This window comes from Mycobacterium sp., assembly GCF_035506235.1.
Lineage (GTDB): Bacteria > Actinomycetota > Actinomycetes > Mycobacteriales > Mycobacteriaceae > Mycobacterium.
The window spans coordinates 21,168-46,412 of record NZ_DATJPU010000187.1; the positions used below are offsets into that span (position 1 = coordinate 21,168).

Sequence of the window (25,245 nt, forward strand, 5' to 3'; positions counted from 1 at the left end):
CGGGCGGATGGCAAATCGATGGCGCACCAAATCGGTCGAACAATCGATCGCCGACACCGACGAGCCCGAAACCCGGCTGCGCAGGGAGCTGACGTGGCGGGACCTGGCGGTGTTCGGCGTCGCGGTGGTGATCGGCGCCGGCATCTTCACGGTCACCGCGTCGACCACCGGCGACATCACCGGGCCGGCCATCTGGATCTCGTTCTTGATCGCGGCCATCACCTGCGCGCTGGCGGCCCTGTGCTACGCCGAATTCGCCTCGACGCTGCCGGTGGCCGGCAGCGCCTACACGTTCTCCTACGCCACCTTCGGGGAGTTCCTCGCCTGGATCATCGGCTGGAACCTGGTGCTGGAATTGGCGATCGGTGCCGCCGTCGTGTCCAAGGGCTGGTCGAGCTACCTCGGCAACGTGTTCGGATTCGCCGGTGGCACAGTGCAACTCGGGTCCGTCCCGCTGGACTGGGGCGCGCTGCTGATCGTCGCGACGGTGGCCACGCTGATCGCCCTGGGGACGAAATTGTCGTCGAGATTCTCCGCCGTGATCACCGGCATCAAGGTGTCGGTGGTGGCGCTGGTCGTGGTCGTCGGCGCCTTCTACATCAAGGGCTCCAACTACTCGCCGTTCATCCCGAAGCCGGAGTCCGGGCAGGAGGCGTCTGGCATCAATCAGTCGGTGCTCTCGCTGCTGACCGGGGCCCACAGCAGTCACTACGGCTGGTACGGCGTGCTGGCCGGGGCGTCCATCGTGTTCTTCGCGTTCATCGGGTTCGACATCGTCGCCACCATGGCCGAGGAGACCAGGAACCCCCAGCGCGACGTCCCGCGGGGGATCCTGGTGTCGCTGGCGATCGTCACCCTGCTGTATGTCGCCGTCGCGGTCGTGCTGTCCGGCATGGTGTCCTACACCCAGCTCAAGACCGTCCCCGGCCACCAGCCGGCCAACCTCGCCACGGCATTCGCAGCAAACGGGCTCCACTGGGCCAGCAAAATCATCGCCATCGGGGCCCTGGCCGGATTGACCACCGTGGTGATGGTGCTGATGCTCGGGCAGTGCCGGGTGTTGTTCGCGATGGCGCGCGACGGGTTGTTGCCGCGGCCGCTGGCCAAGACCGGTGCGCGCGGCACCCCCGTGCGGATCACGGTCCTGGTCGCGGTGGTGGTGGCGGCGACGGCGTCGGTGTTCCCGATCGCCAAGCTCGAGGAGATGGTCAACGTCGGAACGCTGTTCGCGTTCGTCCTGGTGTCGGCCGGCGTCATGGTCCTGCGCCGGACCCGGCCGGACCTGGAGCGGGGCTTTCGGGCGCCGTGGGTGCCGGTGCTGCCCATCGCGTCGATCTGCGCCTGCGTGTGGCTGATGATCAACCTCACCGCGCTGACCTGGGTGCGGTTCGGCATCTGGCTGGTGGTGGGAACCGCGATCTATGCCGGCTACGGGTACCGCCATTCGGTGCAGGGGCGCCGGGACGCCGGGCGGGGCGAACCGGCGCGCGCCGGGGCGGGACAATTTACAAACTAGCATTCTTTGTCTAGACACGAGACGCAGACGACGGTAATGTCCAACTCCAACGTGGCATGACTCACAAGGAGGTTTGGCATATGACCGCACTGAGCCCGGACGCGAGCCCACTGGCCCCGGAGGTCTGGCGCGACAAGAAACGCCATCTGTGGCTGATGGGACTGATCGCCCCGACCGCGCTGTTCGTGATGCTGCCGATCGTCTCGGGGCTGAACCGGCTCGGCTGGCACGCCGCCGCGCAGGTGCCCTTGTGGATCGGGCCGATCCTGGTCTACGTCCTGCTGCCGATCCTCGACGTGCGTTTCGGGCCCGACGGGCAGAACCCGCCCGACGCGGTGATGGAACGCCTGGAGAACGACAAGTACTACCGCTACTGCACCTACGTCTACGTCCCGTTCCAGTACCTCAGCGTGGTCCTGGGCGCCTATCTGTTCACCGCGTCGAACCTGAGCTGGCTCGGTTTTGACGGCGCGCTGGGCTGGGCGGGCAAGCTCGGCGTGGCGCTGTCCGTCGGGGTCCTCGGAGGGGTGGGGATCAACACGGCGCACGAGATGGGGCACAAGAAGGATTCGCTGGAGCGGTGGCTGTCCAAGATCACCCTGGCGCAGTCCTGCTACGGGCACTTCTACATCGAGCACAACCGCGGTCACCACGTCCGCGTGTCGACCCCCGAAGACCCCGCGTCGGCGCGCTTCGGCGAGACGTTCTGGGAGTTTTTGCCGCGCAGCGTTCTCGGGAGCCTGCGTTCGGCGTTGCGGCTGGAGGCCCAGCGGCTGCGCCGGCTTAACAAGAGCCCCTGGAACCCGGCTACCTATCGGTCCAACGACGTGCTCAACGCCTGGCTGATGTCGGTGGTGCTGTGGGGTGCGCTGATCGCGGTGTTCGGCCCGGCGCTGATCCCGTTCGTGGTCATCCAGGCGGTCTTCGGGTTCAGCCTGCTGGAGGCGGTCAACTACCTCGAGCACTACGGGCTGCTGCGGCAGAAGAACGCGAACGGCCGCTACGAGCGGTGCGCGCCCGTGCACAGCTGGAACTCCGACCACGTGGTGACCAACCTGTTCCTGTACCACCTGCAGCGGCACAGCGACCACCACGCCAACCCGACCCGTCGGTACCAGACGCTGCGGAGCATGGAGGGCGCGCCCAACCTGCCGAGCGGGTACGCGTCGATGATCTCGCTCACCTACTTCCCGCCGCTGTGGCGCAGGGTGATGGACCATCGGGTGCTGTCCCACTACGGCGGCGACATCACCAGGGCGAACCTGCAGCCCCGCCTGCGCCAGAAACTGCTGGATCGCTACGGCGCCCCCCGGGAGGCCGCGGCATGAGCGCCGCCTACCGGTGCCCGGTCTGCGACTATGTCTACGACGAGGCCAAAGGTGATGCGCGGGAAGGCTTCCCGCCGGGTACCCGGTGGCAGGACGTGCCCGACGACTGGTGCTGTCCGGACTGTGCGGTGCGCGAGAAGCCAGATTTCGACCGGATTCGAGAAGGGGTAAGCCAGTGACCGACTACAAACTGTTCCGCTGCATCCAGTGCGGGTTCGAGTACGACGAGGCGCTGGGCTGGCCGGAGGACGGCATCGCGCCCGGGACCCGCTGGGACGACATTCCCGAGGACTGGAGCTGCCCCGACTGCGGCGCCGCGAAGTCCGACTTCGAGATGGTCGAGGTAGCTCGATCGTGAGCCGCCCAACCACTACAGTCGCGGCTGTGAAGCGGATGCCGTACGCGGAGGCGTCACGCGCCCTGTTGCGCGACTCCGTGCTGGACGCGATGCGGGAGCTGCTGCTGGCGCGCGACTGGTCGGCCATCACGCTGTCGGACGTGGCCCGCGCCGCAGGCATCAGCCGGCAGACCATCTACAACGAGTTCGGCTCGCGGCAGGGCCTGGCGCAGGGTTACGCCCTGCGCCTGGCCGACCGCCTGGTCGACGCGGTCGGAAACGCGATCGACGCCAACGTCGGCAACCTCTACGAGGCATTCCTGCAGGGATTTCGTTCCTTCTTCTCCGAGTCGGCGGCCGACCCGTTGGTGATCTCGTTGCTGACCGGGGTCGCCAAGCCCGACCTGTTGCAGCTCATCACCATCGACAGCGCGCCGATCATCACCCGGGCCTCGGCGCGGCTGACCTCGGCACTGACCCACAGTTGGGTGGCCATTAGCGACGAGGACGCCGGCGTGCTGGGGCGCGCCATCGTGCGCCTCGCGCTCAGCTACGTGTCGATGCCGCCGGAGGCCGATCACGACGTCGCGGCCGACCTGGCGCGGCTGATGACGCCCTTCGCCGAACGCCACGGCGTCACCGAGGTTCCCTGACGCCCAGCGCCGGCGCACCCGCGGCTACAGTGGCGGAAGAACATACCTAAGCTAAGTACCGCTTGGATCCGATAAGCCCCTGAAAAGGAAATCACGCTATGACGACGACCGAAAGTTCCCTGACCGCCGACGTTGGCAACGGCATCGATTTCAAGGTCGCCGACCTGTCGTTGGCGGATTACGGCCGCCGGGACATCGAGCTCTCCGAGCAGGAGATGCCGGGTCTGATGTCGTTGCGCCGCGAGTACGCCGAAGTGCAACCGCTGAAGGGGGCGCGGATTTCGGGCTCGCTGCACATGACGGTGCAGACCGCGGTGCTGATCGAGACCCTCGTCTCGCTGGGCGCGCAGGTCCGGTGGGCGTCCTGCAACATCTTCTCCACCCAGGACCACGCCGCCGCCGCGGTGGTCGTCGGCCCGCACGGCACGCCGGAGGAGCCCAAGGGTGTCCCGGTATTCGCCTGGAAGGGCGAGACGTTGGAGGAGTACTGGTGGGCGGCCGAGCAGATGCTGACGTGGCCTCCGCTCGCGGACGGGACTGAGGCGCCCGCGAACATGATCCTCGACGACGGCGGCGACGCCACCATGCTGGTGTTGCGGGGCGCGCAGTACGAGAAGGCCGGTGTGGTGCCGCCCGCCGAGGACGACGACCCCACCGAGTGGAAGGTCTTCCTGGAGCTGCTGCGCCGCCGGTTCGAGACCGACAAGGACAAATGGACCAAGATCTCCGAGTCGGTCAAGGGCGTCACCGAGGAGACCACCACCGGCGTGCTGCGGCTCTACCAGTTCGCGGCGGCCGGCGACCTGGCGTTCCCGGCGATCAACGTCAACGACTCGGTCACCAAGTCCAAGTTCGACAACAAGTACGGCTGCCGCCACTCGCTGATCGACGGCATCAACCGCGGCACCGACGTGTTGATCGGCGGCAAGAAGGTGCTGATCTGCGGCTACGGCGACGTGGGCAAGGGCTGCGCGGAGTCGGTCAAGGGCCAGGGCGCGCGCGTGGTCGTCACCGAGATCGACCCGATCAACGCGCTGCAGGCGCTGATGGAGGGCTACGACGTCAAGACGGTCGAGGACGCGATCGGCGAGGCGGACATCGTCATCACCGCGACCGGCAACAAGGACATCATCACGCTGGCGCACATGAAGGCGATGAAGGACCACGCCGTCCTGGGCAACATCGGGCACTTCGACAACGAGATCCAGGTCGCCCAGCTCGAGAAGTCCGGCGCCACCAAGGTCAACATCCGTCCCCAGGTCGACGTGTGGACGTTCCCCGACAGCGGCAAGTCGATCATCCTGCTGTCCGAGGGCCGGCTGCTGAACCTGGGCAACGCCACCGGCCACCCGTCGTTCGTGATGAGCAACAGCTTCTCCAACCAGGTGATCGCCCAGATCGAGCTGTGGACCAAGAACGACGAGTACGACAACGAGGTGTACCGGCTGCCCAAGCACCTCGACGAGAAGGTGGCGCGCATCCACGTCGAGGCGCTCGGCGGCCGGCTGACCAAGCTGACCAAGGAGCAGGCCGAGTACATCGGCGTCGACGTCGACGGCCCGTACAAGGCGGACCACTACCGCTACTGAGCGCCGGTCTTGCGCCCAGCGTGAAGCTGTTGCGAAATTCCGCGCCGAAACTAGCAACAGCTTCACTTTCGGCGCGCGACGATAGGCTCGCGCCGTGCTGATCGCGATCGAAGGCGTCGACGGCGCCGGCAAGCGGACGTTGTCGGCGGGACTGCAGAAGGCTTTCGAGTCCGCCGGGATGTCGGTGGCCACGCTGGCCTTCCCGCGCTACGGGCGATCGGTGACCGCCGACGTCGCCGCCGAGGCGCTGCACGGCGAGCACGGCGACCTGGCGTCGTCGGCGTATGCGATGGCGATGCTCTTCGCGCTCGACCGCGCGGGGGCGATCGGCGAGATCGAGGCCCTGCGCCGCGACTACGACGTGGTGATCCTGGATCGCTACGTGGCCTCCAACGCGGCCTACAGCGCGGCGCGGTTGCGCGAGGGCGCGGCGGGGGAGGCGGTGGCCTGGGTGGGACGGCTCGAATACCAGCGGCTGGGGCTGCCCGCGCCCGACTGGCAGGTGCTGCTCGCGGTTTCCGCCGAGCTCGCCGCGCAGCGGGCCCGCCACCGGGCCGAGACCGAGCCCGGCCGCGCGCGCGACAGCTACGAACGCGACGACGAACTGCAGCAGCGCACCGGCGCGGTATACGCGCAGCTGGCCGCGGCGGATTTCGGAGGACGATGGCTGGTCGTCGACAAAGACGTCGATCCGCGGGATCTGGCGGCATCTTTGACCGCCGGGTAGCACAAATTTGTCACGATTTGGCCGTATCGAAAAAGAAACGCCCGTGTGGCGCCCCAAATTTATCCCGATCTGGTGACACCATGGACTGCATGAGGCAAAGGATTCTGGTCGTCGACGACGACGCTTCGCTGGCCGAGATGCTCACCATCGTGCTGCGTGGGGAGGGCTTCGACACCGCGGTCATCGGCGACGGCACTCAGGCCCTGACCGCGGTGCGCGAGTTGCGCCCCGACCTGGTGCTGCTGGACCTGATGCTGCCGGGCATGAACGGCATCGACGTGTGCCGGGTGCTGCGGTCCGACTCCGGGGTTCCGATCGTGATGCTCACCGCCAAGACCGACACCGTGGACGTGGTGCTCGGCCTGGAGTCGGGCGCCGACGACTACATCATGAAGCCGTTCAAGCCCAAGGAGCTGGTCGCGCGGGTGCGCGCGCGGCTGCGGCGCAACGACGACGAGCCCGCCGAGATGCTGTCCATCGCCGACGTCGACATCGACGTGCCGGCGCACAAGGTCACCCGCAACGGCGAGCAGATCTCCCTGACACCTCTGGAGTTCGACCTGTTGGTCGCGCTGGCACGCAAACCGCGCCAGGTGTTTACTCGTGATGTGCTACTCGAACAGGTGTGGGGATATCGGCACCCGGCGGACACCCGCCTGGTGAACGTGCACGTCCAGCGTCTGCGGGCCAAGGTCGAGAAGGACCCTGAGAACCCGACTGTGGTGTTGACCGTTCGAGGAGTGGGATACAAGGCCGGACCCCCGTGATCCGCGCCGGCGACGAAGCAGAGCGTCGTGAGCGACGCGATGCGGAGAAGCGGCGCAAATGATCTGGGCCTCGCGGCGACGCACTCGCAGCCGCTGGGGCCGCTCCGGCCCCATGACCCGCGGCATGGGTGCGTTGAGTCGAGCCGTTGGCGTTGCCTGGCGCCGATCGCTGCAGCTGAGAGTCGTGGCGCTGACGCTCGGGCTGTCGCTGGCGGTCATCCTCGCGCTCGGCTTCGTGCTGACCAGCCAGGTCACCAACCGGGTGCTGGACGTCAAGGTCAAGGCCGCCATCGAGCAGATCGAGCGGGCGCGCACCACCGTCGGCGGCATCGTCAACGGCGAGGAGACGCGCTCGCTGGACAGCAGCCTGCAGCTGGCCCGCAACACCTTGACCTCGAAGACCGACACCGCCTCGGGAGCCGGGCTGGCCGGGCCGTTCGACGCGGTGCTGATCGTGCCGGGCGACGGTCCGCGCGCCGCGACCACGGCCGGACCCGTCGACCAGGTACCCGGCTCGCTGCGCGGCTTCGTCAAGGCCGGACAGGCGGCCTACCAGTACGCCACCGTGCACACCGACGGCTTCTCGGGACCGGCGCTGATCGTCGGGACCCCGACGTCCTCGCAGGTGGTGAACGTTGAGCTGTACCTGATCTTCCCGCTGAAGAACGAGCAGGCCACGATCCAGCTGGTGCGCGGCACGATGATCACCGGCGGCGCGGTGCTGCTGGTGCTGCTGGCCGGCATAGCGCTGCTGGTCTCGCGCCAGGTGGTGGTGCCGGTCCGGTCGGCGTCGCGGATCGCCGAGCGGTTCGCCGAGGGGCACCTGTCCGAACGGATGCCGGTGCGCGGCGAGGACGACATGGCCCGGCTGGCGGTGTCCTTCAACGACATGGCCGAGAGCCTGTCCCGCCAGATCACCCAGCTCGAGGAGTTCGGCAACCTGCAGCGCCGTTTCACCTCCGACGTCAGCCACGAGCTCCGCACCCCGTTGACCACCGTGCGGATGGCTGCCGACCTGATCTACGACCACAGCGCGGACCTCGACCCGACGCTGGCCCGGTCCACCGAGCTGATGGTCAGCGAGCTGGACCGGTTCGAGACGCTGCTCAACGACCTGCTGGAGATCTCCCGCCACGACGCCGGTGTGGCCGAGTTGTCCGTCGAGGCGGTGGATCTGCGCACCACCGTGCAGAGCGCGCTGGGCAATGTGGGCCACCTGGCCGAGGACGCCGGCATCGAGCTGCAGGTGGACATGCCGTCCGAAGAGGTCATCGCCGAGGTCGATCCGCGCCGGGTGGAGCGCATCCTGCGCAACCTGATCGCCAACGCGATCGACCACGCCGAGCACAAGCCGGTGGACATCCGGATGGGCGCCGACGAGGACACCGTCGCCGTGACCGTGCGCGACTACGGCGTCGGGCTGCGGCCGGGTGAGGAGAAGCTGGTGTTCAGCCGGTTCTGGCGCTCGGACCCGTCGCGGGTGCGCCGGTCCGGCGGCACCGGTCTCGGGCTGGCGATCAGCGTCGAGGACGCGCGGCTGCACCAGGGCCGGCTGGAGGCCTGGGGCGAACCCGGCCAGGGCGCGTGCTTCCGGCTGACGCTTCCCCTGGTCCGCGGACACAAGGTCACCACCAGCCCGCTGCCTTTGAAACCCATCCCGCAGCCCGTCCCGGAACCGAACGGCCAGGAACGCAAGGCCCGCCCGCGCGAACCCGCCGAGAGGAGCGTCTGATGCGGGCGCTGCGGACAGTAGTCGCCCTGCTGTTCCTGGCGGTGCTGCTCGCCGGGTGCGCGGGGGTGCCCAGCTCGTCGGCCCCGCAAGCCATCGGCACCGTCGAACGACCGGCCCCGTCGAATCTGCCCAAGCCCACCCCGGGCATGGATCCCGACGTGCTGCTGCGCGAATTCCTCAAGGCCACAGCCGATCCGGCGAACCGACACCTGGCCGCGCGGCAATTCCTCACCCAGTCGGCGTCCAACGCGTGGGACGACGCCGGTAGCGCCCTGCTGATCGACCACGTGGTGTTCGTGGAAACCCGGGGCGCCGAACGGGTTTCGGCCACCATGCGCGCGGACATCCTGGGCTCGCTGTCCGATGTGGGCGTGTTCGAAACCGCCGAGGGAGTGCTGCCGGACCCGGGCCCGATCGAGTTGGTCAAGACGTCCGGCGGCTGGCGGATCGACCGGCTGCCCAACGGGGTGTTCCTGGACTGGCAGCAGTTCCAGGAGACCTACAAACGCAACACGCTGTACTTCGCCGACCCGACCGGCAAGACGGTGGTTCCCGATCCCCGCTACGTCGCGGTGGCCGATCACGACCAGCTGGCCACGGAGCTGGTCTCCAAGATGCTGGCCGGGCCGCGGCCCGAGATGGCCCACACGGTGCGCAACCTGCTCGCCCCGCCGCTGCGGTTGCGCGGGCCCGTGACCCGGGCCGACGGCGGAAAGAACGGGATCGGGCTCGGTTACGGCGGCGCCCGCATCGATCTGGAGAAACTGTCCACCACCGATCCGCACAGCCGGCAATTGCTTGCGGCACAGATCATTTGGACGCTGGCCCGCGCGGACATCCGGGGCCCCTATGTGATCAACGCCGACGGCGCGCCGCTGGACGACAGGTTCGCCGAGGGGTGGACCACCTCCGATGTCGCGGCCACCGACCCGGGCGTGGCCGACGGCGCAGGGGCGGGCCTGCACGCCCTGGTCAACGGGTCGCTGGTCGGGCTGGACGGGCAGCACACCACCACCGTGGCCGGGGCCTTCGGGCGGATGGGGGACCAGACCGGCGCCGCGCTGTCGCGCAGCGGGCGGCAGGTGGCGTCGGTGGTGACGCTGCGGCGCGGCGCCCCGGACCAGGCGGCGTCGCTGTGGATCGGTGACCTGGGTGGTGAGGCGGTCCAGTCCGCCGACGGACACAACCTGACCCGGCCCAGCTGGTCGCTGGACGACGCCGTCTGGGTGGTGGTGGACAACAACAACGTGCTGCGGGCGATTCAGGAACCGGCGTCGGGTCAGCCCACGCGGATCCCGGTGGATTCCGCGCTGGTGGCGGCCAGCTTCCCCGGGCCGATCACCGACCTGCAGCTGTCCCGCGATTCCACGCGCGCCGCGATGGTGATCAACGGCCAGGTGATCCTCGCCGGCGTCGAGCAGACGCAGGCGGGGCAGTACGCCCTGACCTACCCGCGCCGGTTGGGCTTCGGGCTGGGCAATTCGGTGGTCTCGCTGTCGTGGCGAACCGGGGACGACATCGTGGTGACCCGCACCGACGCCAGCCACCCGGTGTCCTACGTCAACCTCGACGGGGTGAACTCCGACGCGCCGGCCCGCGGTCTACAGATCCCGGTGACGACGGTCGCGGCCAACCCGTCGGCGGTGTATGTCGCCGGCCCGCAGGGGGTGCTGCAGTATTCGGCGTCGGCGCCCGAAAGCCAGCAGAGCTGGTCGGACGTGTCCGGGTTGACGATGCCCGGGACGGCGCCGGTGCTGCCGGGTTAGTGGCGATCGCAAGCGCGGCGAAGCCGGGCGCAGGGTGTCGCCACCATTGGGCTCGTGGCGACGCGTTCAGTTGTCGGCCCCGCCCGCCACACTGTCCCTGTGCTCGATCTCATCCTGCCGCTGGAATGCGGCGGCTGCGGGGCGCCGTCGACCCGCTGGTGTGACGCCTGCGCGGCCGAGCTGGAAGCCGGGCCCGACGAGCCGCACGTGGTCAATCCCCGGATCGACCCGGAGGCGCCGGTGTTCGCGCTGGGCCGCTACGCCGGGGCCCGCCGCCGGGCGATCCTGGCGTGCAAGGAGCGCGGCCGCGGCGACCTGGTGACACCTCTGGCCCGGGCGCTGGCCGTCGGGGTGCACCGGCTGCTGACGTGGGGGATGGTCGAGACGCCACTGACGATCGTGCCCGCGCCGACGAGGCGTTCGGCGGCGCGCCGGCGCGGAGGTGACCCCGTCGCCCGGCTGGCCCGGGCCGCCGTGGCGGGACACCCGGACGTCACCGTCGCGCAGGCCCTGCGGATGAAGGCGCTGGCCCGCGACTCGGTGGGCCTTTCCACGTCGGCCCGCGAACGCAACATCGCGGGCCGAGTGGTGCTGCGCGGCGAGCCCGCACGGCTGCTGGGCGCAGAAGTCGTCGTCATCGACGACATCGTCACCACCGGGGCGACGGCGCGCGAGTCGGTGCGGACCCTGCGTGCCGCGGGGGTTCGCGTGGCCGCCGTGCTGGCGATCGCGGCCGCGTGACGCTGTGGCCCACCCAAGAGGTTGTGAAGAACTCGCAACAGCTGTGCGAAATTGGTGGCATCCCAAGGCGAACACGAGCTAACGTCGAGAACAACCTTCAGGAACATCCTGGGCGTCGGAGATCAGCGACGGCACCGTCGCGATCACCCAGGTTGAAACGCCATACGCAGAGGAGGTGAGTATTCGACTCCTTGCACCGGCGGGCAGCCTGCGGCCAAAACCGCTCCCACCCCGTCGGCGCGTTTCGTAACAAGCCGGCACGCAGCGCGTGCAATGTGGGAAAAGGAAACGAGTTGACACGTATGTCAAGGCTTACCGTGGATTCCGGTCAGACTCTCGACCAACCGCCGGCAGAAACCGCCGGGCCGGCCGAACAGACACTTAACGCCGAAGTCGTGTTCAAGGGCCGCAACGTCGAAATCCCCGATCACTACCGCATCTACGTCTCGCAGAAACTCGCCCGCCTCGAACGATTCGATCGCTCCATCTACCTTTTCGACGTCGAGCTCAAGCACGCTCCCAACCGCCGCCAGCGCAAGTCCTGTCAACGCGTGGAGATCACCGCCCGCGGGCGCGGGCCGGTCAGCCGCGCGGAGGCCTGCGCCGACAGCTTCTACGCCGCCTTCGAGTCGGCGGTCGACAAGCTGGAGAACCGGCTGCGCCGCGTCAAGGACCGGCGCAAAGTCCACTACGGCGACAAGACGCCGGTGTCGCTGGCCGCGGCCACGGCGGTCGCCCCGCTACCGGCGACGGCCTTCGACAACCAGCCGGTCGAGGCGCACGAACACGATAGCGCCGGCCTCGACGGGCATGACCGCACCGACCGCGAGCCGGGGCGGGTGGTGCGCACCAAGGAGCACCGGGCCAAGCCGATGACGGTCGACGACGCGCTCTACGAGATGGAACGCGTCGGGCACGACTTCTTCTTGTTCTACGACAAACAGACCGAGCGGCCGTCCGTCGTCTACCGCCGCCACGCCTACGATTACGGCCTGATCAGCCTCTCCTGACGACGTTCGACGGCTTTTCCGGCGTGTCACCTACGATGGATGGCGCCGAACACTAGACCGGCGAAGAAGAACGCCATCCAACAGGGAAACATCCCAAGAGGGACATAGCTGTGCTATCGAAGTTGCTGCGCCTTGGTGAAGGTCGCATGGTCAAGCGCCTCCAGCGGGTGGCCGACTATGTCAACACGTTGTCCGACGACGTCGAGAAGCTCACCGACGCGGAGCTGAGGGCCAAGACCGACGAGTTCAAGAAGCGGCTGGAAGAGGGGGAGACCCTCGACGACCTGCTTCCCGAGGCGTTCGCCGTGGCCCGCGAGGCCGCGTGGCGGGTGTTGGACCAGCGCCCGTTCGACGTGCAGGTGATGGGCGCCGCCGCGCTGCATCTGGGCAACGTGGCCGAGATGAAGACCGGTGAGGGCAAGACCCTGACCTGCGTGCTGCCGGCCTACCTCAACTCGCTGGCCGGCAAGGGCGTCCACATCGTCACGGTCAACGACTACCTGGCCAAACGCGACAGCGAGTGGATGGGCCGGGTGCACCGCTTCCTGGGCCTGCAGGTCGGGGTCATCCTGGCGCAGATGACGCCCGACGAGCGGCGCGTCGCCTACAACGCCGACATCACCTACGGCACCAACAACGAGTTCGGCTTCGACTACCTGCGCGACAACATGGCGCACTCGCTGGACGACCTGGTGCAGCGCGGCCACAGCTACGCCATCGTCGACGAGGTCGACTCCATCCTGATCGACGAGGCCCGCACCCCGCTGATCATCTCCGGCCCCGCCGACGGCGCGTCGAACTGGTACCTCGAGTTCGCCCGGCTGGCGCCGCTGATGCAAAAGGACGTGCACTACGAGGTCGACCTGCGCAAACGCACCGTCGGCGTGCACGAGAAGGGCGTGGAGTTCGTCGAGGACCAGCTGGGCAGCGACAACCTCTACGAGGCCGCCAACTCGCCGCTGGTCAGCTACCTCAACAACGCGCTGAAGGCCAAGGAGCTGTTCACCCGCGACAAGGACTACATCGTCCGCGACGGCGAGGTGCTCATCGTCGACGAGTTCACCGGCCGCGTGCTGATCGGCCGCCGCTACAACGAGGGCATGCACCAGGCCATCGAGGCCAAGGAGCACGTCGAGATCAAGGCCGAGAATCAGACGCTGGCCACCATCACGCTGCAGAACTACTTCCGGCTCTACGACAAGCTCGCCGGCATGACCGGCACCGCCCAGACCGAGGCGGCCGAGCTGCACGAGATCTACAAGCTGGGCGTGGTCTCCATCCCGACCAACAAGCCGATGATCCGCACCGACCAATCCGATCTCATCTACAAGACCGAGGAAGCCAAGTACATCGCGGTGGTCGACGACGTCTCCGAGCGCTACGAGGAGGGGCAGCCGGTCCTGATCGGCACCACCAGCGTGGAGCGCTCGGAGTACCTGTCGCGGCAGTTCCAGAAGCGCCGCATCCCGCACAACGTGCTCAACGCCAAGTACCACGAGCAGGAGGCGGGCATCATCGCGGTGGCGGGCCGCCGCGGCGGCATCACCGTCGCCACCAACATGGCCGGCCGCGGCACCGACATCGTGCTGGGCGGCAACGTCGACTTCCTCACCGACCAGCGGCTGCGCGAGCGCGGCCTGGATCCGGTGGAGACGCCCGACGAGTACGAGACCGCCTGGCACCAGGAGCTTCCGCTGGTCAAGGAGGAGGCCGGCAAGGAGGCCACCGAGGTGATCGAGGCCGGCGGCCTGTACGTGCTGGGCACCGAACGGCACGAGTCGCGCCGCATCGACAACCAGCTGCGCGGCCGCTCCGGCCGGCAGGGCGACCCCGGCGAGTCGCGCTTCTACCTGTCGCTGAGCGACGAGCTGATGCGCCGCTTCAACGGAGCCGCGCTGGAGGCGATGCTCAATCGGCTGAACCTGCCCGACGACGTGCCGATCGAAAACAAGATGGTGACCCGCGCGATCAAGAGCGCCCAGACCCAGGTCGAGCAGCAGAACTTCGAGGTCCGCAAGAACGTCCTCAAGTACGACGAGGTGATGAACCAGCAGCGCAAGGTGATCTACGCCGAGCGCCGCCGCATCCTCGAGGGCGAAAACCTCAAGGATCAGGCGCTGGACATGGTCCGCGACGTGGTCACCGCCTACGTCAACGGCGCGACGGCCGAGGGCTACGCCGAGGATTGGGACCTCGAGGCGCTGTGGTCGGCGCTCAAGACGCTCTACCCGGTCGGGATCGACCACGAGACCCTCACCCACCACGACGCGGACTCCGAGCGCGACGACCTCACCCGCGAAGAGCTGCTCGACGCGTTGCTCAAGGACGCCGAACGCGCTTACGCCGCAAGGGAAGCCGAGCTCGAGGAGATCGCCGGCGAGGGCGCGATGCGCCAGCTGGAACGCAACGTGCTGCTCAACGTCATCGACCGCAAGTGGCGCGAGCACCTCTACGAGATGGACTACCTCAAGGAGGGCATCGGGCTGCGGGCGATGGCGCAGCGTGACCCGCTGGTGGAGTACCAGCGCGAGGGCTACGACATGTTCATGGCCATGCTCGACGGCATGAAGGAGGAGTCGGTCGGCTTCCTGTTCAACGTCACCGTGGAGGCGGTGCCCGCGCCGCAGGTTGCGCCGCAGGCGACGCCGGAGGGGCTGGCGGAATTGGGGACGGCCGCCGGCGAACAGCCCGACGGCGACACCGAACCGCCCGCCGCGCCGCGCGAGGAGGCCCCAAGTACCTTGCGCGCCAAGGGCATCGACACCGAGGCGCCGGCGCTGACATATTCGGGTCCGGCCGAGGACGGTTCGGCGCAGGTGCAACGCAACGGCGGCGGCGCGCAGAAGACACCGGCCGGTGTGCCCGCCGGCGCCAGCCGCCGCGAGCGCCGCGAGGCCGCGCGGCGGCAGGGCCGCGGCGCCAAGCCGCCGAAGTCGGTCAAGAGGCGCTGAACCGCCGGGTCTCTCGACACGGCAGCAACGCCTATGCCATAGGGTTATCAGGCATCGGCTTCTGTGTGGCTACACTGACGCCGCCACCGTGACGGGTCGAGAAAGGGGCACGTTTCATGCCCTTCGGCGGAGCTGTGTCCCGGACCGAGGTCCTGGCGGCGCTATCGTTGGCGATCGACCTCGGGCTCGGGCAACCGATGGATCACATGCTGCGATCGGCGGCGATGGGCACCAGGCTCGGCGAGCGGCTCGGGCTCAGCGAGCGTGAGCGCGGCACGGTTTTCTACACGGGTCTGGTCATGTGGATCGGGTGCCATGCCGACTCGCACGAATACGCGCGGTGGTTCGGCGACGACATCGCGGTGCGACGTGACAGCCACTTCATCGACTGGTCCGGCGCGCCGTACCGGCGATTTCTCGTGAGCAACCTGGGGCGTGGCGCGAGCCTGCCGAAGCGAGCCCAATTGGCGGCCAAAGTGTTCTGGGACGCACGCGGGAACCTCGGCGGGTTGGTGCAGTCCCATTGCCTGTCGGCGGCACTGCTCGCCGAGGAGATCGGTTTGGGCGCCGACGTGTGCGAAGCCCTGCCCTACGCGTACGAACGGTGGGACGGCAGCGGCCTTCCGGCCAGGGCCGCCGGACGACAGATACCCGTGGCGATGCGGGTGGCTCAGGTTGCCGACATCGCCGAAGTGCACCATCGCGCTTACGGCGCGGAGGTCGCGACGGCGGAGGTTCGCCGGCGCAGCGGCAAACAGTTCGACCCGGATATCGTCGCGGTGTTCACCGCGGCCGCCGACGACCTGCTTCGGGAGGACGAAGACGTCTGGTCGACGGCCGCGGCCCTGGCGCCGGACCCGGGGGAAGCGCTGAGCGGTCCCGCGCTGGACCGGCTCCTGCGCGCGATGGGCGACTTCGCGGACCTGAAATGCCCTTTCACGCTTGGTCATTCACGTGCGGTGGCCGAGCTGGCAGGCAACGCCGGGAAATGTGCCGGGCTGCCGCAGGACGAGATCGACATCCTCCGCCGCGCAGGCTACGTTCACGACCTCGGTCGCATTGGTGTGTCCAACCGGGTGTGGGAAAAGCCCGGTGAACTTTCCCACGCCGAACGCGAGCGGGTGAATTTGCATCCGTACCTGACCGGCAGGATCCTGGCCCGGGTCGGCGGGCTCAAGGCTGTCCGGGAGGTCGCGGTGAACCATCACGAACGACTGGACGGGTCGGGATATCCGAACGGCCTGCGGGGTGATGACCTGTCCGTTCGCGACCGCGTACTCGCCGCCGCCGAAAGCTATTGCGCCTCAATGGAGCCGCGCCCGTATCGCGATGGGTTGGATGAGGCCGCCGCGGCCGGGCGACTGCGCAGCGAAGCGGCGCGCGGCCGCCTCGACGGCGACGCGGTAGAAGCCGTGCTGGAAGCCGCGGGCCACCGGCCGTCGCGCAAGGCCGCCAGGCCGGCGGGATTGACCCGGCGCGAGGCCGAGGTACTGCTCCACGTGGCGCAGGGACTCTCCAACCGCGAGATCGCTTCGGCCCTTTGGATTTCGGAGAAGACGGTGCGCAATCACGTCGAGCACATCTATGCGAAGATCGGCGTTTCGAACCGGATCGGGGCCAGCCTGTACGCGACACGGCACGGCCTGACCGGCAGCGCACCGGCCGGGCTTTGATATTTGGGGCGGATGCCCCATGTGCGGGCTCGAGATCGACGCGACCATTTCCGCATGACCAGCACTGGGCGCTTGACCGCGGGGCCTTCGTCGGGGGTGTGGGAAAAGGTGCTCATCGACGGCCACGCGTCTTTGGTCAGAGCGCGGCGCGCATTTCGCTATCTGCCCTCCGCGCCGCGATGCAAGCTGTGCAACAACCCGTTCGGCGGGCCGGTCGGCCGGATCTTCGCCGCTGCCGGATTCCGCCGATCGCGTAAGAACCCCAACCTGTGCATGCGCTGCTGCGATGCGTTGCCGCGGGGCGGGGCGGAGGTCGATATCGCGGTGCTGTTCGCTGATGTCCGCGGCTCCACGGCGTTGGGTCACCGTCGGGCGCCCGCGGACTTCGCCGCGTTGCTCAACCGGTTTTACATCGCCGCGACGCAGACATTGCTGCGCCATGACGCGGTGATCGACAAGCTGATCGGCGACGAAGTGATGGCGTTCTTCGTCCGGGGCATCAGCGGGGCCCGGTATCGGCAGCGAGCCGTCGAGGCGGGAGTCGATCTGCTGGAAGCGGTTGGGTACGGCACGCCAGGTGGGCCCTGGCTGGACGTCGGGGTCGCGGTGCACGCGGGCGTCGCCTACGTTGGCAACGTCGGCGACGCCGTGGTCGATTTCACCGCGCTGGGCCGCCCGGTCAACGCCGCGGCACGGATCCAACAACGCGCCGCCGGCGGCGAGTTGCTGGTCGCCAGCGGAGTCGCCGATGAACTCATGGCCAACGCGCAGCGACGCACGCTGATTCTGCGGGGACAGGAAGAGCCGATCAACGTCTTCGCCCGGAAAATGTGAAGCTTCCCCAAACGTGTTGTAATCGTTCAGGTTAGAGACCGTGATGACGTAACGCTCGCGGCCTCGTGGGGCCACGCTATCGTCAGGTAACGGGAGACGACGGTTGCGAACCTGTGCCGGTTAGGTGACGCGGCTTGGACGAGTGTTCTTGCCGCGCATGACCGGGTCGTCGAGCGACACGTGACTGCCTGGCGGGGCAACGTCGTGAAGTTCACTGGCGACGGTGTGCTGGCGAGGTTCGACGGACCGGCACGGGCAATCGAATGTGCTTGTGCAATCCGAGATGTCGTGGAAGATCTGAATTTGCAAATCCGTGCCGGGTTGCACACTGGTGAAATCGAGATGGTTGACGGTGACATCCATCGCATCGCTGTCCATGTCGCCGCACGCATCATGGCTTTGGCCGGAGCATCTGAAGTGCTCGTATCGGGTGTGATGGCGCCGCTCGTGCTCGGCTCACGGATGGCCTTCGACGACCGCGGCAGCCACGAATTGAAGGGCGTTCCGGGCACTTGGCCGGTGTTTGCCGTTCGCGGCTGAATACGGCGGACTGGGTAACCGGCATCCGCCGTATCCACACCGTTCCTGGGTCAGTCGGGGAATCAGGTGACGCCGTTATCGGGTAGAAGCGCCGGGACGGGATCGCCGGTCCAGCAGCCAGGCGGTTGCCAGCGTCAGGGCAACCGCGAACGAACCGAGTGCGATGACGCTGGCCGCGGTGCCCCCGTGGAAGGTGGCATGGTAGGCCGACATGGCCGGCAGCGTGCTGGTATAGCGATCGAGCCCCAGCTCGCGACCCAGTGCGTCGAAGGCGTGGCGGTTCGACAGGACCAGGCTCATCAGGCGTCCGGGCGTGGCCATCTGGTCGACGGGGACGATCGCGCCGCCGAACAGAACCTGGGGGAAGCACAGCATCGGCAGGGCCAGCGCCGCCTGTGCGGCATTGGAGACGGCCGCCGAGGCGAAAAGGCCCAGGGCCAGCGCCGAGGTCGCTTCGATCACGATCGTCGCGAACAGCGAGGCGTACACGTCCCATCCGACGGCGGGGAGCCGACCGAACGCGCGCAGCACCACCAACAACACCGCGCTCACTCCCGCCAGAACCGGAAGCAGGGCCGCCGCCTTGGATCCCACGTAGGCGCTCACGCTGAGCCCGGCCAGGCGTTCGCGGCGGAAGACGGCCATCTCGCCAACGATCTGGAGCAGGCCGTACGTCAGGCCGAAGAAGAAGCCGTCGAAAGCAATCCAGAACACCAGCTGCGCAGGGCCGGCACCGGCCGCGCTACCCGGATCGAACGCGCCGCGCCTGAACAACGTCGCCATCATCGCCGTCACGAGCACCGGTGAGCCGAGCAGGATCGCAAGCGTCAGGCGGTTGCGGACGAGGACATCCACATTGCGCCGGGTGAGCAGCCACCATTGCCGTGCCATGCCCGGGCGCTTGACTTCGGGCGGCGCGGCCGGGACGGGCCGTTGGGTTGAGTCGGGCCGGGTCGAATTGACCCGGCTTTCCGCGAACCGCTTCGCCCAGGTCTGCGGAGTGTGCTCGCCGGCCAGGCGCTCGTAGACCTCGGTGAGGTCTGCCACACCGAAGTAGCGCCGCGCCGCGACCGCACTGCCGGTAAACGCCAAGTGGCCCTCGCGGGCCAGGAAGACCACCCGGTCACACCGGTCGATGCCGGCCGGCTCATGGGTCGTGAGGACGACGGTGATTCCGCGTTGGCTGAGTCGGCGCAACAAGCGCATCACGTCGGCCGCGGTGGACGGGTCGAGCCCGGAGGTGGGTTCGTCCAGGAAGAAAAGGCGCGGCCGGGTCAACAGCTCCACCGCGATGCTGGCCCGCTTGCGTTGCCCGCCGGACAGCGCGCGCACCGGCACGTCGGCCCGATCGGCCAGGTCGAGATCGTGCAGGGTCTCGTCAACGATCCGTTCCGCTTCCGCCGCAGTGGTGCCGGCGGGGAGCCGCAGCAGCGCCGCGTAGCGCAGCGTGCGGCGCAGGGGCATCTCCAGGTGGATGATGTCGTCCTGGGGCACGTAGCCGATCGGGAAGCCGGCACCGACGCGGGCAGCGACGCCGTCGTGCCGAAGCTCCCCCGCGGACGGCGGTTGCAGCCCGGCGAGGATTTCCAGCAGTGTGGTCTTGCCCGCCCCGCTGCCGCCGGCGATGGCGACCAGTTCGCCGGGTTCCACTGAGAGCGACAGCTCGTGGAGGAGCTGCCGCCCACCGACGCGCCGGCTGATGTCCATCGCGTCGATCCGCACGCCGCTGGGTGCGGATCGCCGGCAACCGAGCCGCTCGGTAGTCGTTGCCTTGCATGCTGATTCGGTCATGATCTGGTCTCCGTGCTTTCCTCGAAGTGGCTTCGTCACAGGCGATCGTCGGCCACCGCCGCCGCGGCCGCATGAGGCATCTGCCCCATCTGCCCCCAACTCGCTTGGACTAGTCAGAAATGACTAGTCGCCGGCGGGCGAAATTTGAGGCAAATGACCTATATGCCAGCGCATCTGCGCGGCGGACACTTGGGCCATGAAGCGTTACTTGATCATCGGTTACGGCGCGGCGGCTTACTTGCTGTTCCTCGCAGCCTTCTTGTATCTCGTTGGTTTCGTGGGCAACCTATTGGTGCCCCGATCCGTCGATCACGGGCTCCCCGCTCCGATCGGCCAGGCGGTGCTGGTCAACGCATTGCTGGTCGGCGCGTTCGGCGTCCAGCACAGCGTCATGGCGCGGCAGGGGTTCAAGCGGTGGTGGACGCGGTTCGTACCGCCGTCAATAGAGCGCAGCACCTACGTGGTGCTGTCAAGCGCAGTGCTGGTGCTGCTCTACTGGCAATGGCGAGACATGCCGGCCGTCATCTGGGATGTGCGGCAGCCGGCGGGGCGTCTGGCGATATGGGCGCTTTTCTGGCTCGGCTGGGCGATCGCGCTGGCGTCGACCTTCATGATCAACCATTTCGACCTGTTCGGCCTGCGGCACGTCTTTCTGGCGTGGCGCGGAAAGCCTTACACCGAGCTCGGTTTCCGAACCCACCTGTTCTACCGTTTGGTGCGCCACCCACTCATGCTGGGGTTTTTGATCGCGTTCTGGGCGGCACCCACCATGACGGCCGGACACCTGCTCTTCTCGATCGCCATGACTGGGTACATCTTGATCGCATTGCGAATCGAGGAGCGCAGCCTCGTCGCGGCGATCGGCGATCAGTACCGCGATTACCAGCGCGACGTGCCGATGCTGGTTCCGAAAACACGCCTGCCACAACGAAACTCGACCGAAGCGGTCGGCCAGCACTAACTCTCGAGGAGGCCGGCGATGCGCGCCAGGGTGGCGCGCATCCCGGCTTCGGTCTGCTTGGGCATCGAACCGCTGGTGATCATCCGCTGCTGCTTGTCCCGCGAGACGTCCCAGGTTTCGCGCACCAGCGTTCCGCCCTCGGCTGGTGCCAGTTCGTAGCGCCAGATGCGCCCGCCGACCAGGCCGCCCAGCCCGAAAGTCTGCCACGCGATGCGCCGGTCGGGTTCGTACTCGATGACGGTGTTGGTGGTGCGGTAGGGGATGAACAGCGTCTGCTTGCGCCCCTTCATCGCCATCGCGAATGTCGAGCCCAGCGATAAGGGAACCGACTGCTGTGAAGCGTGATTGACCGACTCCGAGCCGTCGAAGCTGGCGTGCTTGCCGGCATCGGCCAGCAGCGCGAAGACCTTTCCGGGTGGCGCATTGATGACTCGTTCGACGCTGACCGTGCTTGAATCCATGCGATGACACTAACGCCGCACGCCTGCAAGTATGGACGGTATGGATGTCAAGGAGGTGTTGCTGCCGGGCGTCGGTCTCCGCTACGAATTCACCAGCCACAACGGTGAGCGGATCGGGATCGTCGCGCGCCGCGGCGGCGATTTCGACGTCGTCCTGTACGGCCCCGACGATCCCGACCAGGCCCGGCCGGTCTTTCACCTGACCGATGACGAGGCCGAGGCCATGGCCCAGATCCTGGGCGCCCCGCGCATCGCCGAGCGGTTCACCGAACTTTCCCGAGAGGTGACCGGGCTCGAGACGGGGCAGGTCCACATCGTCGCCGGCAGCCCCTTCGTGGGCCACCCGCTCGGCGACACCCGCGCCCGCACCCGAACCGGGGCGTCGATCGTCGCGATCGTGCGCGACGAGGAGGTGCTAGCCTCGCCCGGTCCGGCCGAAATGCTGCACGCGCGAGACGTTCTGATCGTGATCGGCACCGAAGACGGCATCGCCGGCGTCGAGCAGATCATCGACAAGGGCTGAGCCGATGCAGGTTTCGGGGGCGCTGCTCTTCCAGCTCGGCGCCCTCCTGGCCACGCTGGCCGTATTGGGCACCGTCGCAAGGCGTTTCGCGCTCTCGCCGATACCCGTCTACCTGCTGGCGGGCCTCTCGCTCGGCAAGGGCGGCCTGCTGCCGGTCGCCGCGGCGGGCGAGTTCATCGAGACGGCGGCGCCCATCGGCATCGTGTTGTTGCTGCTGACCCTGGGCCTGGAATTCTCGGCGACCGAGTTCGCCAGCAGCCTGCGCCACCACCTGCCGTCCGCCGGTGTCGACATCGTCCTCAACGCCACACCCGGCGCCCTGGCCGGCTGGCTGCTGGGGCTGGACGGCGTGGCCATCCTGGCCCTGGCCGGCGTCACCTATATCTCCTCGTCGGGCGTCATCGCCCGCCTGGTGCAGGACCTGGGCAGGCTGGGTAACCGGGAGACGCCGGCCGTGCTGTCGGTGCTGGTGCTCGAGGACTTCGCGATGGCGGCCTACCTGCCGTTGTTCGCGGTCCTGGCGTCCGGCGGCGGCTGGGTGCGTGCCGTCGCCGGCATGGCGGCCGCGGTCGGCGCGCTGCTGGTGGCATTCGCCGCGTCCTACCGCTGGGGCCACCACGTCGGCCGGCTGGTCGAGCATCCCGATTCCGAGCAACTGCTGCTGAGGGTCCTGGGGATCACGCTGATGGTGGCGGCGGTGGCGGAGGTCCTGCACGCCTCGGCCGCCGTCGGCGCGTTTCTGGTGGGGCTGACCCTGACCGGTGCGACGGCCGAGCGGGCACGCGGGGTGCTGGGCCCGCTGCGCGACCTGTTCGCCGCCATCTTCTTCCTGGCGATCGGCCTCGCGGTGGACCCGCACGAGCTGCTTCCGATGCTGCCGGTGGCGCTGGCCCTGGCCGCCGTCACCGCCGCGACGAAGGTGGCCACCGGGATGGTCGCCGCCCGGCGCGACGGCGTGGCGCGGCGCGGGCAGGTGCGCGCGGGCACCGCGCTCATCGCCAGGGGTGAGTTTTCGTTGATCATCATCGGATTGGTGGGCACCTCCATCCCCGCCGTGGCGGCGCTGGCGACGTCGTACGTCTTCGTGATGGCGATCGTGGGCCCGGTGCTGGCCCGCTATGCGGTGGGCTGACCGTCAGCCGATGTGCAGCGCCACCACCAGCCACCGGGCAGTTCCGTCGCCGGTGGGCACCTGCTCCACCCGACAGGCGATGGCGTGGATCCGGTCCCCGCGGCTGTAGGACCCGAAAACCTCGGCCGCGGTGTCGGGGAGGCGCTGTCCGGACGGCTGCAGCCGCAACCGGCGCAGCACCGCGGCGCCCGGCTGTGCGGGTGGGTGTCGGCCGGCCGCGGCGCGGCCGATCGAGAGCACGGAGTCGAGCAGGCCGGGCGCCAGCATGGGCCGCAGCTGGGCGGCGGGACGGCGACGGTCGATGACTTCCAGCACCCGGCGCAGGGCGGCGTCGGCGAAGACGGCCGCGGCACGCATCGGCGCGGACGTCGGTGCCTGCGGTGGTCTCCCCGGTTGTCCGGTGCAAGCCCGGCGGGGCGCAGGCGCACGGCGGCGCGGGGTTGCGTGGGAAGACGGCCGGCACGGGGGGACGTCAGGCCGCACGTCCCGTCTGGGCGGCTCGTAGTCGACGACGGGCGTCACGGCGAATACGGTCAACGCGCACTCTCCCACTCGAACGGTTGCGTCAGAGCCTGCTGGAGAGTGGCAGACATCGGTTGGTCAGTGGTCATCATGGCACAGGCCGGGCCGGCGCGTATCCGCGCCGATCGAGCCGACGCGCACCCACGCCGAGCTCCGGCCCGTTGGGACGATTACGGTGGGCGGGTACATCAGTCCACTAAACGAACCGAGGACGAATTGATCAGGAGGACAGCGCCGTAATGGTGGCTCGGTTGTCCCCGGCGGACGCCTCCTTCTATCGGCTGGAGAACACGGCCACCCCGATGTACGTCGGATCGCTCTCCATCCTGCAGCGGCCGCGCGCCGGGTTGAGCTACGAGACGCTGCTGGCGACCGTGGAGAAGCGGCTGCCCCAGATACCGCGCTACCGGCAGAAGGTCCGGGAGGTGCGCGTCCCCGGGGCCCGCCCGGTGTGGATCGACGACAATGACTTCGACATCACCTATCACGTGCGGCGGTCGGCGCTGCCGTCGCCGGGCAGCGATGCGCAGCTGCACGAGCTCGTCGCGCGGCTGGCCGCCCGGCCGCTGGACAAGTCGCGGCCGTTGTGGGAGATGTACCTGGTCGAGGGCCTGGCGAAAAACCGGATCGCCCTGTACACCAAGTCCCACCAGGCCCTGATCAACGGCATGGCCGCGCTGGAGATCGGCCATGTCATCGCCGACCGGACGCGGCGCCCGCCGCCCTTCCCCGAAGACATCTGGATACCGGAACGCGACCCCGGCAACACCCGATTGGTCCTGGGCGCGATCGGTGACTGGCTGGCGGGGCCGGGCACGCAGCTGCAGGCCGTAGGTTCCGCGGTGGCCGGCGCGGTGACGAACTATGGCGAGCTGCTGGATGCCGGACGCCGCGTCGTCGACATCGCGCGCGCGGTGGCGCGGGGCAACCCGCCCAGCAGCCCGCTCAACGCCACCGTTTCGCGGCATCGGCGGTTCACGGTGGCTCGTGGCAGCCTCGAGGACTACCGCGCCGTCCGCGAGCGCTACGACTGCGACATCAACGACGTCGTGCTCGCCGTCATAGCCGGCGCACTGGGCAACTGGCTGCTGTCCCGGGGGGTGGCGGTGTCGCCCACCGCGACGGTCCGCGCGATGGCGCCGCTCTCGGTTTATGCCGACGACCACCTCGACGCGTCCGGGCCCGGCCAGACGATGAGTCAGGTCACGCCTTTCCTGGTCGACCTGCCGGTGGGGGAGGCGAACCCGGTGGTGCGGCTGTCGCAGATCGCCCATGCCACCGAATCGAACGCGGCGTCCGTTAGCCTGGTCGACGCGAGGACCATCGTCACCCTCTCGGGTTTCGCGCCACCGACCCTGCACGCCATGGGCATCCGGGTCGCCACCGACTTCCCGAGCTTTTCCAAGCTCACCTTCAACCTCTTGATCACCAATGCGCCGGGCGCCCAGTCGCAGATGTACATCGCCGGCACGAAACTGCTGGAGACGTACGCCGTCCCGCCGCTGCTGCCCAACCAGGCCCTGGCGATCAGCGTGACGTCCTACAACGGCATGCTCTATTTCGGAATCAACGCCGACCGCGAGGCGATGAGCGATGTCGACCTGCTGCCCGGCCTGTTGAAGCAGGCCCTCGAGGAACTTCTGGAAGCTTCCCGTTAGTTAGCCGGGGTGAAAATCGCTGCCTGGTTCTAT

23 protein-coding genes are annotated in these 25,245 nt (G+C 68.3%); 20 read left to right on the top strand and 3 right to left on the bottom strand.

Annotated features, from left to right (window positions below):
* Window positions 1-7: 7 nt before the first annotated feature.
* The 16 genes from VMD50_RS17710 to VMD50_RS17785 all read left to right on the top strand — a co-directional run bounded on the left by VMD50_RS17710 (window position 8) and on the right by VMD50_RS17785 (window position 18,164).
* On the top strand, window positions 8-1,516 hold the full coding sequence (locus VMD50_RS17710) for an amino acid permease (RefSeq protein ID WP_325429107.1): 1,509 nt from the start codon (window positions 8-10) through the stop codon (window positions 1,514-1,516).
* Window positions 1,517-1,596: 80 nt separating this feature from the next.
* The gene (locus VMD50_RS17715; protein ID WP_325429109.1) at window positions 1,597-2,844 is read left to right on the top strand and encodes an alkane 1-monooxygenase; all 1,248 of its coding nucleotides are present in this window, start codon (window positions 1,597-1,599) and stop codon (window positions 2,842-2,844) included.
* The gene (locus tag VMD50_RS17720) at window positions 2,841-3,023 is read left to right on the top strand and encodes a rubredoxin (protein WP_325429111.1); all 183 of its coding nucleotides are present in this window, start codon (window positions 2,841-2,843) and stop codon (window positions 3,021-3,023) included. The genes VMD50_RS17715 and VMD50_RS17720 overlap by 4 nt, the downstream gene beginning before the upstream one ends.
* Window positions 3,020-3,202 carry a rubredoxin RubB gene (rubB, locus tag VMD50_RS17725; RefSeq protein ID WP_325429113.1) on the top strand — a complete coding sequence of 61 codons (183 nt, stop codon included), beginning with the start codon at window positions 3,020-3,022 and terminating at the stop codon, window positions 3,200-3,202. Before VMD50_RS17720 ends, rubB begins: the two co-directional genes overlap by 4 nt.
* Entirely contained in the window at window positions 3,199-3,834 is a 636-nt protein-coding gene (gene alkX / locus VMD50_RS17730; protein ID WP_325429115.1) for a TetR family transcriptional regulator AlkX, read from the top strand. Before rubB ends, alkX begins: the two co-directional genes overlap by 4 nt.
* Before the next feature lie 98 nt (window positions 3,835-3,932).
* Complete coding sequence (ahcY, locus tag VMD50_RS17735; RefSeq protein ID WP_325429117.1) at window positions 3,933-5,423, top strand: adenosylhomocysteinase; 1,491 nt, start codon at window positions 3,933-3,935, stop codon at window positions 5,421-5,423.
* Window positions 5,424-5,517: 94 nt separating this feature from the next.
* Entirely contained in the window at window positions 5,518-6,150 is a 633-nt protein-coding gene (locus tag VMD50_RS17740) for a dTMP kinase (RefSeq protein WP_325429119.1), read from the top strand.
* Between the two features lie 80 nt (window positions 6,151-6,230).
* Window positions 6,231-6,917, top strand: coding sequence for a two-component system response regulator MtrA (gene mtrA, locus VMD50_RS17745; protein ID WP_325429121.1), 687 nt, complete (start codon window positions 6,231-6,233; stop codon window positions 6,915-6,917).
* Between the two features lie 58 nt (window positions 6,918-6,975).
* Window positions 6,976-8,649 (top strand): MtrAB system histidine kinase MtrB, encoded by a 1,674-nt coding sequence (gene mtrB, locus VMD50_RS17750; protein WP_325429123.1) that lies wholly within the window; start codon window positions 6,976-6,978, stop codon window positions 8,647-8,649.
* The gene (gene lpqB / locus VMD50_RS17755; protein ID WP_325429125.1) at window positions 8,649-10,415 is read left to right on the top strand and encodes an MtrAB system accessory lipoprotein LpqB; all 1,767 of its coding nucleotides are present in this window, start codon (window positions 8,649-8,651) and stop codon (window positions 10,413-10,415) included. Before mtrB ends, lpqB begins: the two co-directional genes overlap by 1 nt.
* Window positions 10,416-10,514: 99 nt before the next feature.
* The gene (locus VMD50_RS17760) at window positions 10,515-11,156 is read left to right on the top strand and encodes a ComF family protein (protein ID WP_325429127.1); all 642 of its coding nucleotides are present in this window, start codon (window positions 10,515-10,517) and stop codon (window positions 11,154-11,156) included.
* Between the two features lie 317 nt (window positions 11,157-11,473).
* Window positions 11,474-12,166 (top strand): ribosome hibernation-promoting factor, HPF/YfiA family, encoded by a 693-nt coding sequence (gene hpf, locus VMD50_RS17765; RefSeq protein WP_414686104.1) that lies wholly within the window; start codon window positions 11,474-11,476, stop codon window positions 12,164-12,166.
* Between the two features lie 110 nt (window positions 12,167-12,276).
* Window positions 12,277-15,117, top strand: coding sequence for a preprotein translocase subunit SecA (gene secA, locus VMD50_RS17770; protein ID WP_325429131.1), 2,841 nt, complete (start codon window positions 12,277-12,279; stop codon window positions 15,115-15,117).
* Between the two features lie 116 nt (window positions 15,118-15,233).
* On the top strand, window positions 15,234-16,790 hold the full coding sequence (locus tag VMD50_RS17775; protein ID WP_325429133.1) for an HD domain-containing phosphohydrolase: 1,557 nt from the start codon (window positions 15,234-15,236) through the stop codon (window positions 16,788-16,790).
* A 54-nt stretch (window positions 16,791-16,844) separates the two neighbouring features.
* The gene (locus VMD50_RS17780) at window positions 16,845-17,624 is read left to right on the top strand and encodes an adenylate/guanylate cyclase domain-containing protein (protein ID WP_325429135.1); all 780 of its coding nucleotides are present in this window, start codon (window positions 16,845-16,847) and stop codon (window positions 17,622-17,624) included.
* A gap of 180 nt (window positions 17,625-17,804) precedes the next feature.
* Entirely contained in the window at window positions 17,805-18,164 is a 360-nt protein-coding gene (locus VMD50_RS17785) for an adenylate/guanylate cyclase domain-containing protein (RefSeq protein WP_325429137.1), read from the top strand.
* Between the two features lie 75 nt (window positions 18,165-18,239).
* On the opposite strand, the gene VMD50_RS17790 is transcribed toward VMD50_RS17785, so the two are convergent.
* Complete coding sequence (locus VMD50_RS17790) at window positions 18,240-19,871, bottom strand: ABC transporter ATP-binding protein/permease (protein ID WP_325429176.1); 1,632 nt, start codon at window positions 19,869-19,871, stop codon at window positions 18,240-18,242.
* 280 nt (window positions 19,872-20,151) lie between these two features.
* Here VMD50_RS17790 and mddA point away from each other — a divergent pair, with 280 nt between their 5' ends.
* Entirely contained in the window at window positions 20,152-20,916 is a 765-nt protein-coding gene (mddA, locus tag VMD50_RS17795; protein WP_325429139.1) for a methanethiol S-methyltransferase, read from the top strand.
* Here mddA and VMD50_RS17800 read toward each other — a convergent pair.
* Window positions 20,913-21,377: an SRPBCC family protein gene (locus VMD50_RS17800; RefSeq protein ID WP_325429141.1), complete on the bottom strand. Its 465-nt coding sequence runs from the start codon at window positions 21,375-21,377 to the stop codon at window positions 20,913-20,915. The genes mddA and VMD50_RS17800 overlap by 4 nt on opposite strands.
* Before the next feature lie 40 nt (window positions 21,378-21,417).
* Between VMD50_RS17800 and VMD50_RS17805 the strand changes: the two genes are divergently transcribed.
* Window positions 21,418-21,900 (top strand): cation:proton antiporter regulatory subunit, encoded by a 483-nt coding sequence (locus tag VMD50_RS17805; RefSeq protein ID WP_325429143.1) that lies wholly within the window; start codon window positions 21,418-21,420, stop codon window positions 21,898-21,900.
* A 4-nt stretch (window positions 21,901-21,904) separates the two neighbouring features.
* Window positions 21,905-23,032 (top strand): cation:proton antiporter, encoded by a 1,128-nt coding sequence (locus VMD50_RS17810; protein ID WP_325429145.1) that lies wholly within the window; start codon window positions 21,905-21,907, stop codon window positions 23,030-23,032.
* A 3-nt stretch (window positions 23,033-23,035) separates the two neighbouring features.
* On the opposite strand, the gene VMD50_RS17815 is transcribed toward VMD50_RS17810, so the two are convergent.
* Window positions 23,036-23,584 (bottom strand): Rv3235 family protein, encoded by a 549-nt coding sequence (locus VMD50_RS17815; RefSeq protein WP_325429147.1) that lies wholly within the window; start codon window positions 23,582-23,584, stop codon window positions 23,036-23,038.
* 209 nt (window positions 23,585-23,793) lie between these two features.
* On the opposite strand from VMD50_RS17815, the gene VMD50_RS17820 reads away from it, so the two are divergent.
* Window positions 23,794-25,212 (top strand): WS/DGAT/MGAT family O-acyltransferase, encoded by a 1,419-nt coding sequence (locus VMD50_RS17820; RefSeq protein WP_325429149.1) that lies wholly within the window; start codon window positions 23,794-23,796, stop codon window positions 25,210-25,212.
* Window positions 25,213-25,245 lie beyond the last annotated feature (33 nt).

Excerpts from the sequence above, each read along its gene's own strand:
- mtrB (WP_325429123.1), top strand. The coding sequence starts at position 6,976 with ATGATCTGGGCCTCGCGGCGACGCACTCGCAGCCGCTGGGGCCGCTCC.
- VMD50_RS17820 (WP_325429149.1), top strand. The coding sequence starts at position 23,794 with ATGGTGGCTCGGTTGTCCCCGGCGGACGCCTCCTTCTATCGGCTGGAG.
- VMD50_RS17790 (WP_325429176.1), bottom strand. The coding sequence starts at position 19,871 with ATGGACATCAGCCGGCGCGTCGGTGGGCGGCAGCTCCTCCACGAGCTG.
- mddA (WP_325429139.1), top strand. The coding sequence starts at position 20,152 with ATGAAGCGTTACTTGATCATCGGTTACGGCGCGGCGGCTTACTTGCTG.
- VMD50_RS17775 (WP_325429133.1), top strand. The coding sequence starts at position 15,234 with ATGCCCTTCGGCGGAGCTGTGTCCCGGACCGAGGTCCTGGCGGCGCTA.
- VMD50_RS17715 (WP_325429109.1), top strand. The coding sequence starts at position 1,597 with ATGACCGCACTGAGCCCGGACGCGAGCCCACTGGCCCCGGAGGTCTGG.
- VMD50_RS17800 (WP_325429141.1), bottom strand. The coding sequence starts at position 21,377 with ATGGATTCAAGCACGGTCAGCGTCGAACGAGTCATCAATGCGCCACCC.
- VMD50_RS17710 (WP_325429107.1), top strand. The coding sequence starts at position 8 with ATGGCAAATCGATGGCGCACCAAATCGGTCGAACAATCGATCGCCGAC.
- VMD50_RS17780 (WP_325429135.1), top strand. The coding sequence starts at position 16,845 with ATGACCAGCACTGGGCGCTTGACCGCGGGGCCTTCGTCGGGGGTGTGG.
- VMD50_RS17805 (WP_325429143.1), top strand. The coding sequence starts at position 21,418 with ATGGATGTCAAGGAGGTGTTGCTGCCGGGCGTCGGTCTCCGCTACGAA.
- lpqB (WP_325429125.1), top strand. The coding sequence starts at position 8,649 with ATGCGGGCGCTGCGGACAGTAGTCGCCCTGCTGTTCCTGGCGGTGCTG.
- VMD50_RS17720 (WP_325429111.1), top strand. The coding sequence starts at position 2,841 with ATGAGCGCCGCCTACCGGTGCCCGGTCTGCGACTATGTCTACGACGAG.
- VMD50_RS17810 (WP_325429145.1), top strand. The coding sequence starts at position 21,905 with ATGCAGGTTTCGGGGGCGCTGCTCTTCCAGCTCGGCGCCCTCCTGGCC.
- mtrA (WP_325429121.1), top strand. The coding sequence starts at position 6,231 with ATGGACTGCATGAGGCAAAGGATTCTGGTCGTCGACGACGACGCTTCG.
- ahcY (WP_325429117.1), top strand. The coding sequence starts at position 3,933 with ATGACGACGACCGAAAGTTCCCTGACCGCCGACGTTGGCAACGGCATC.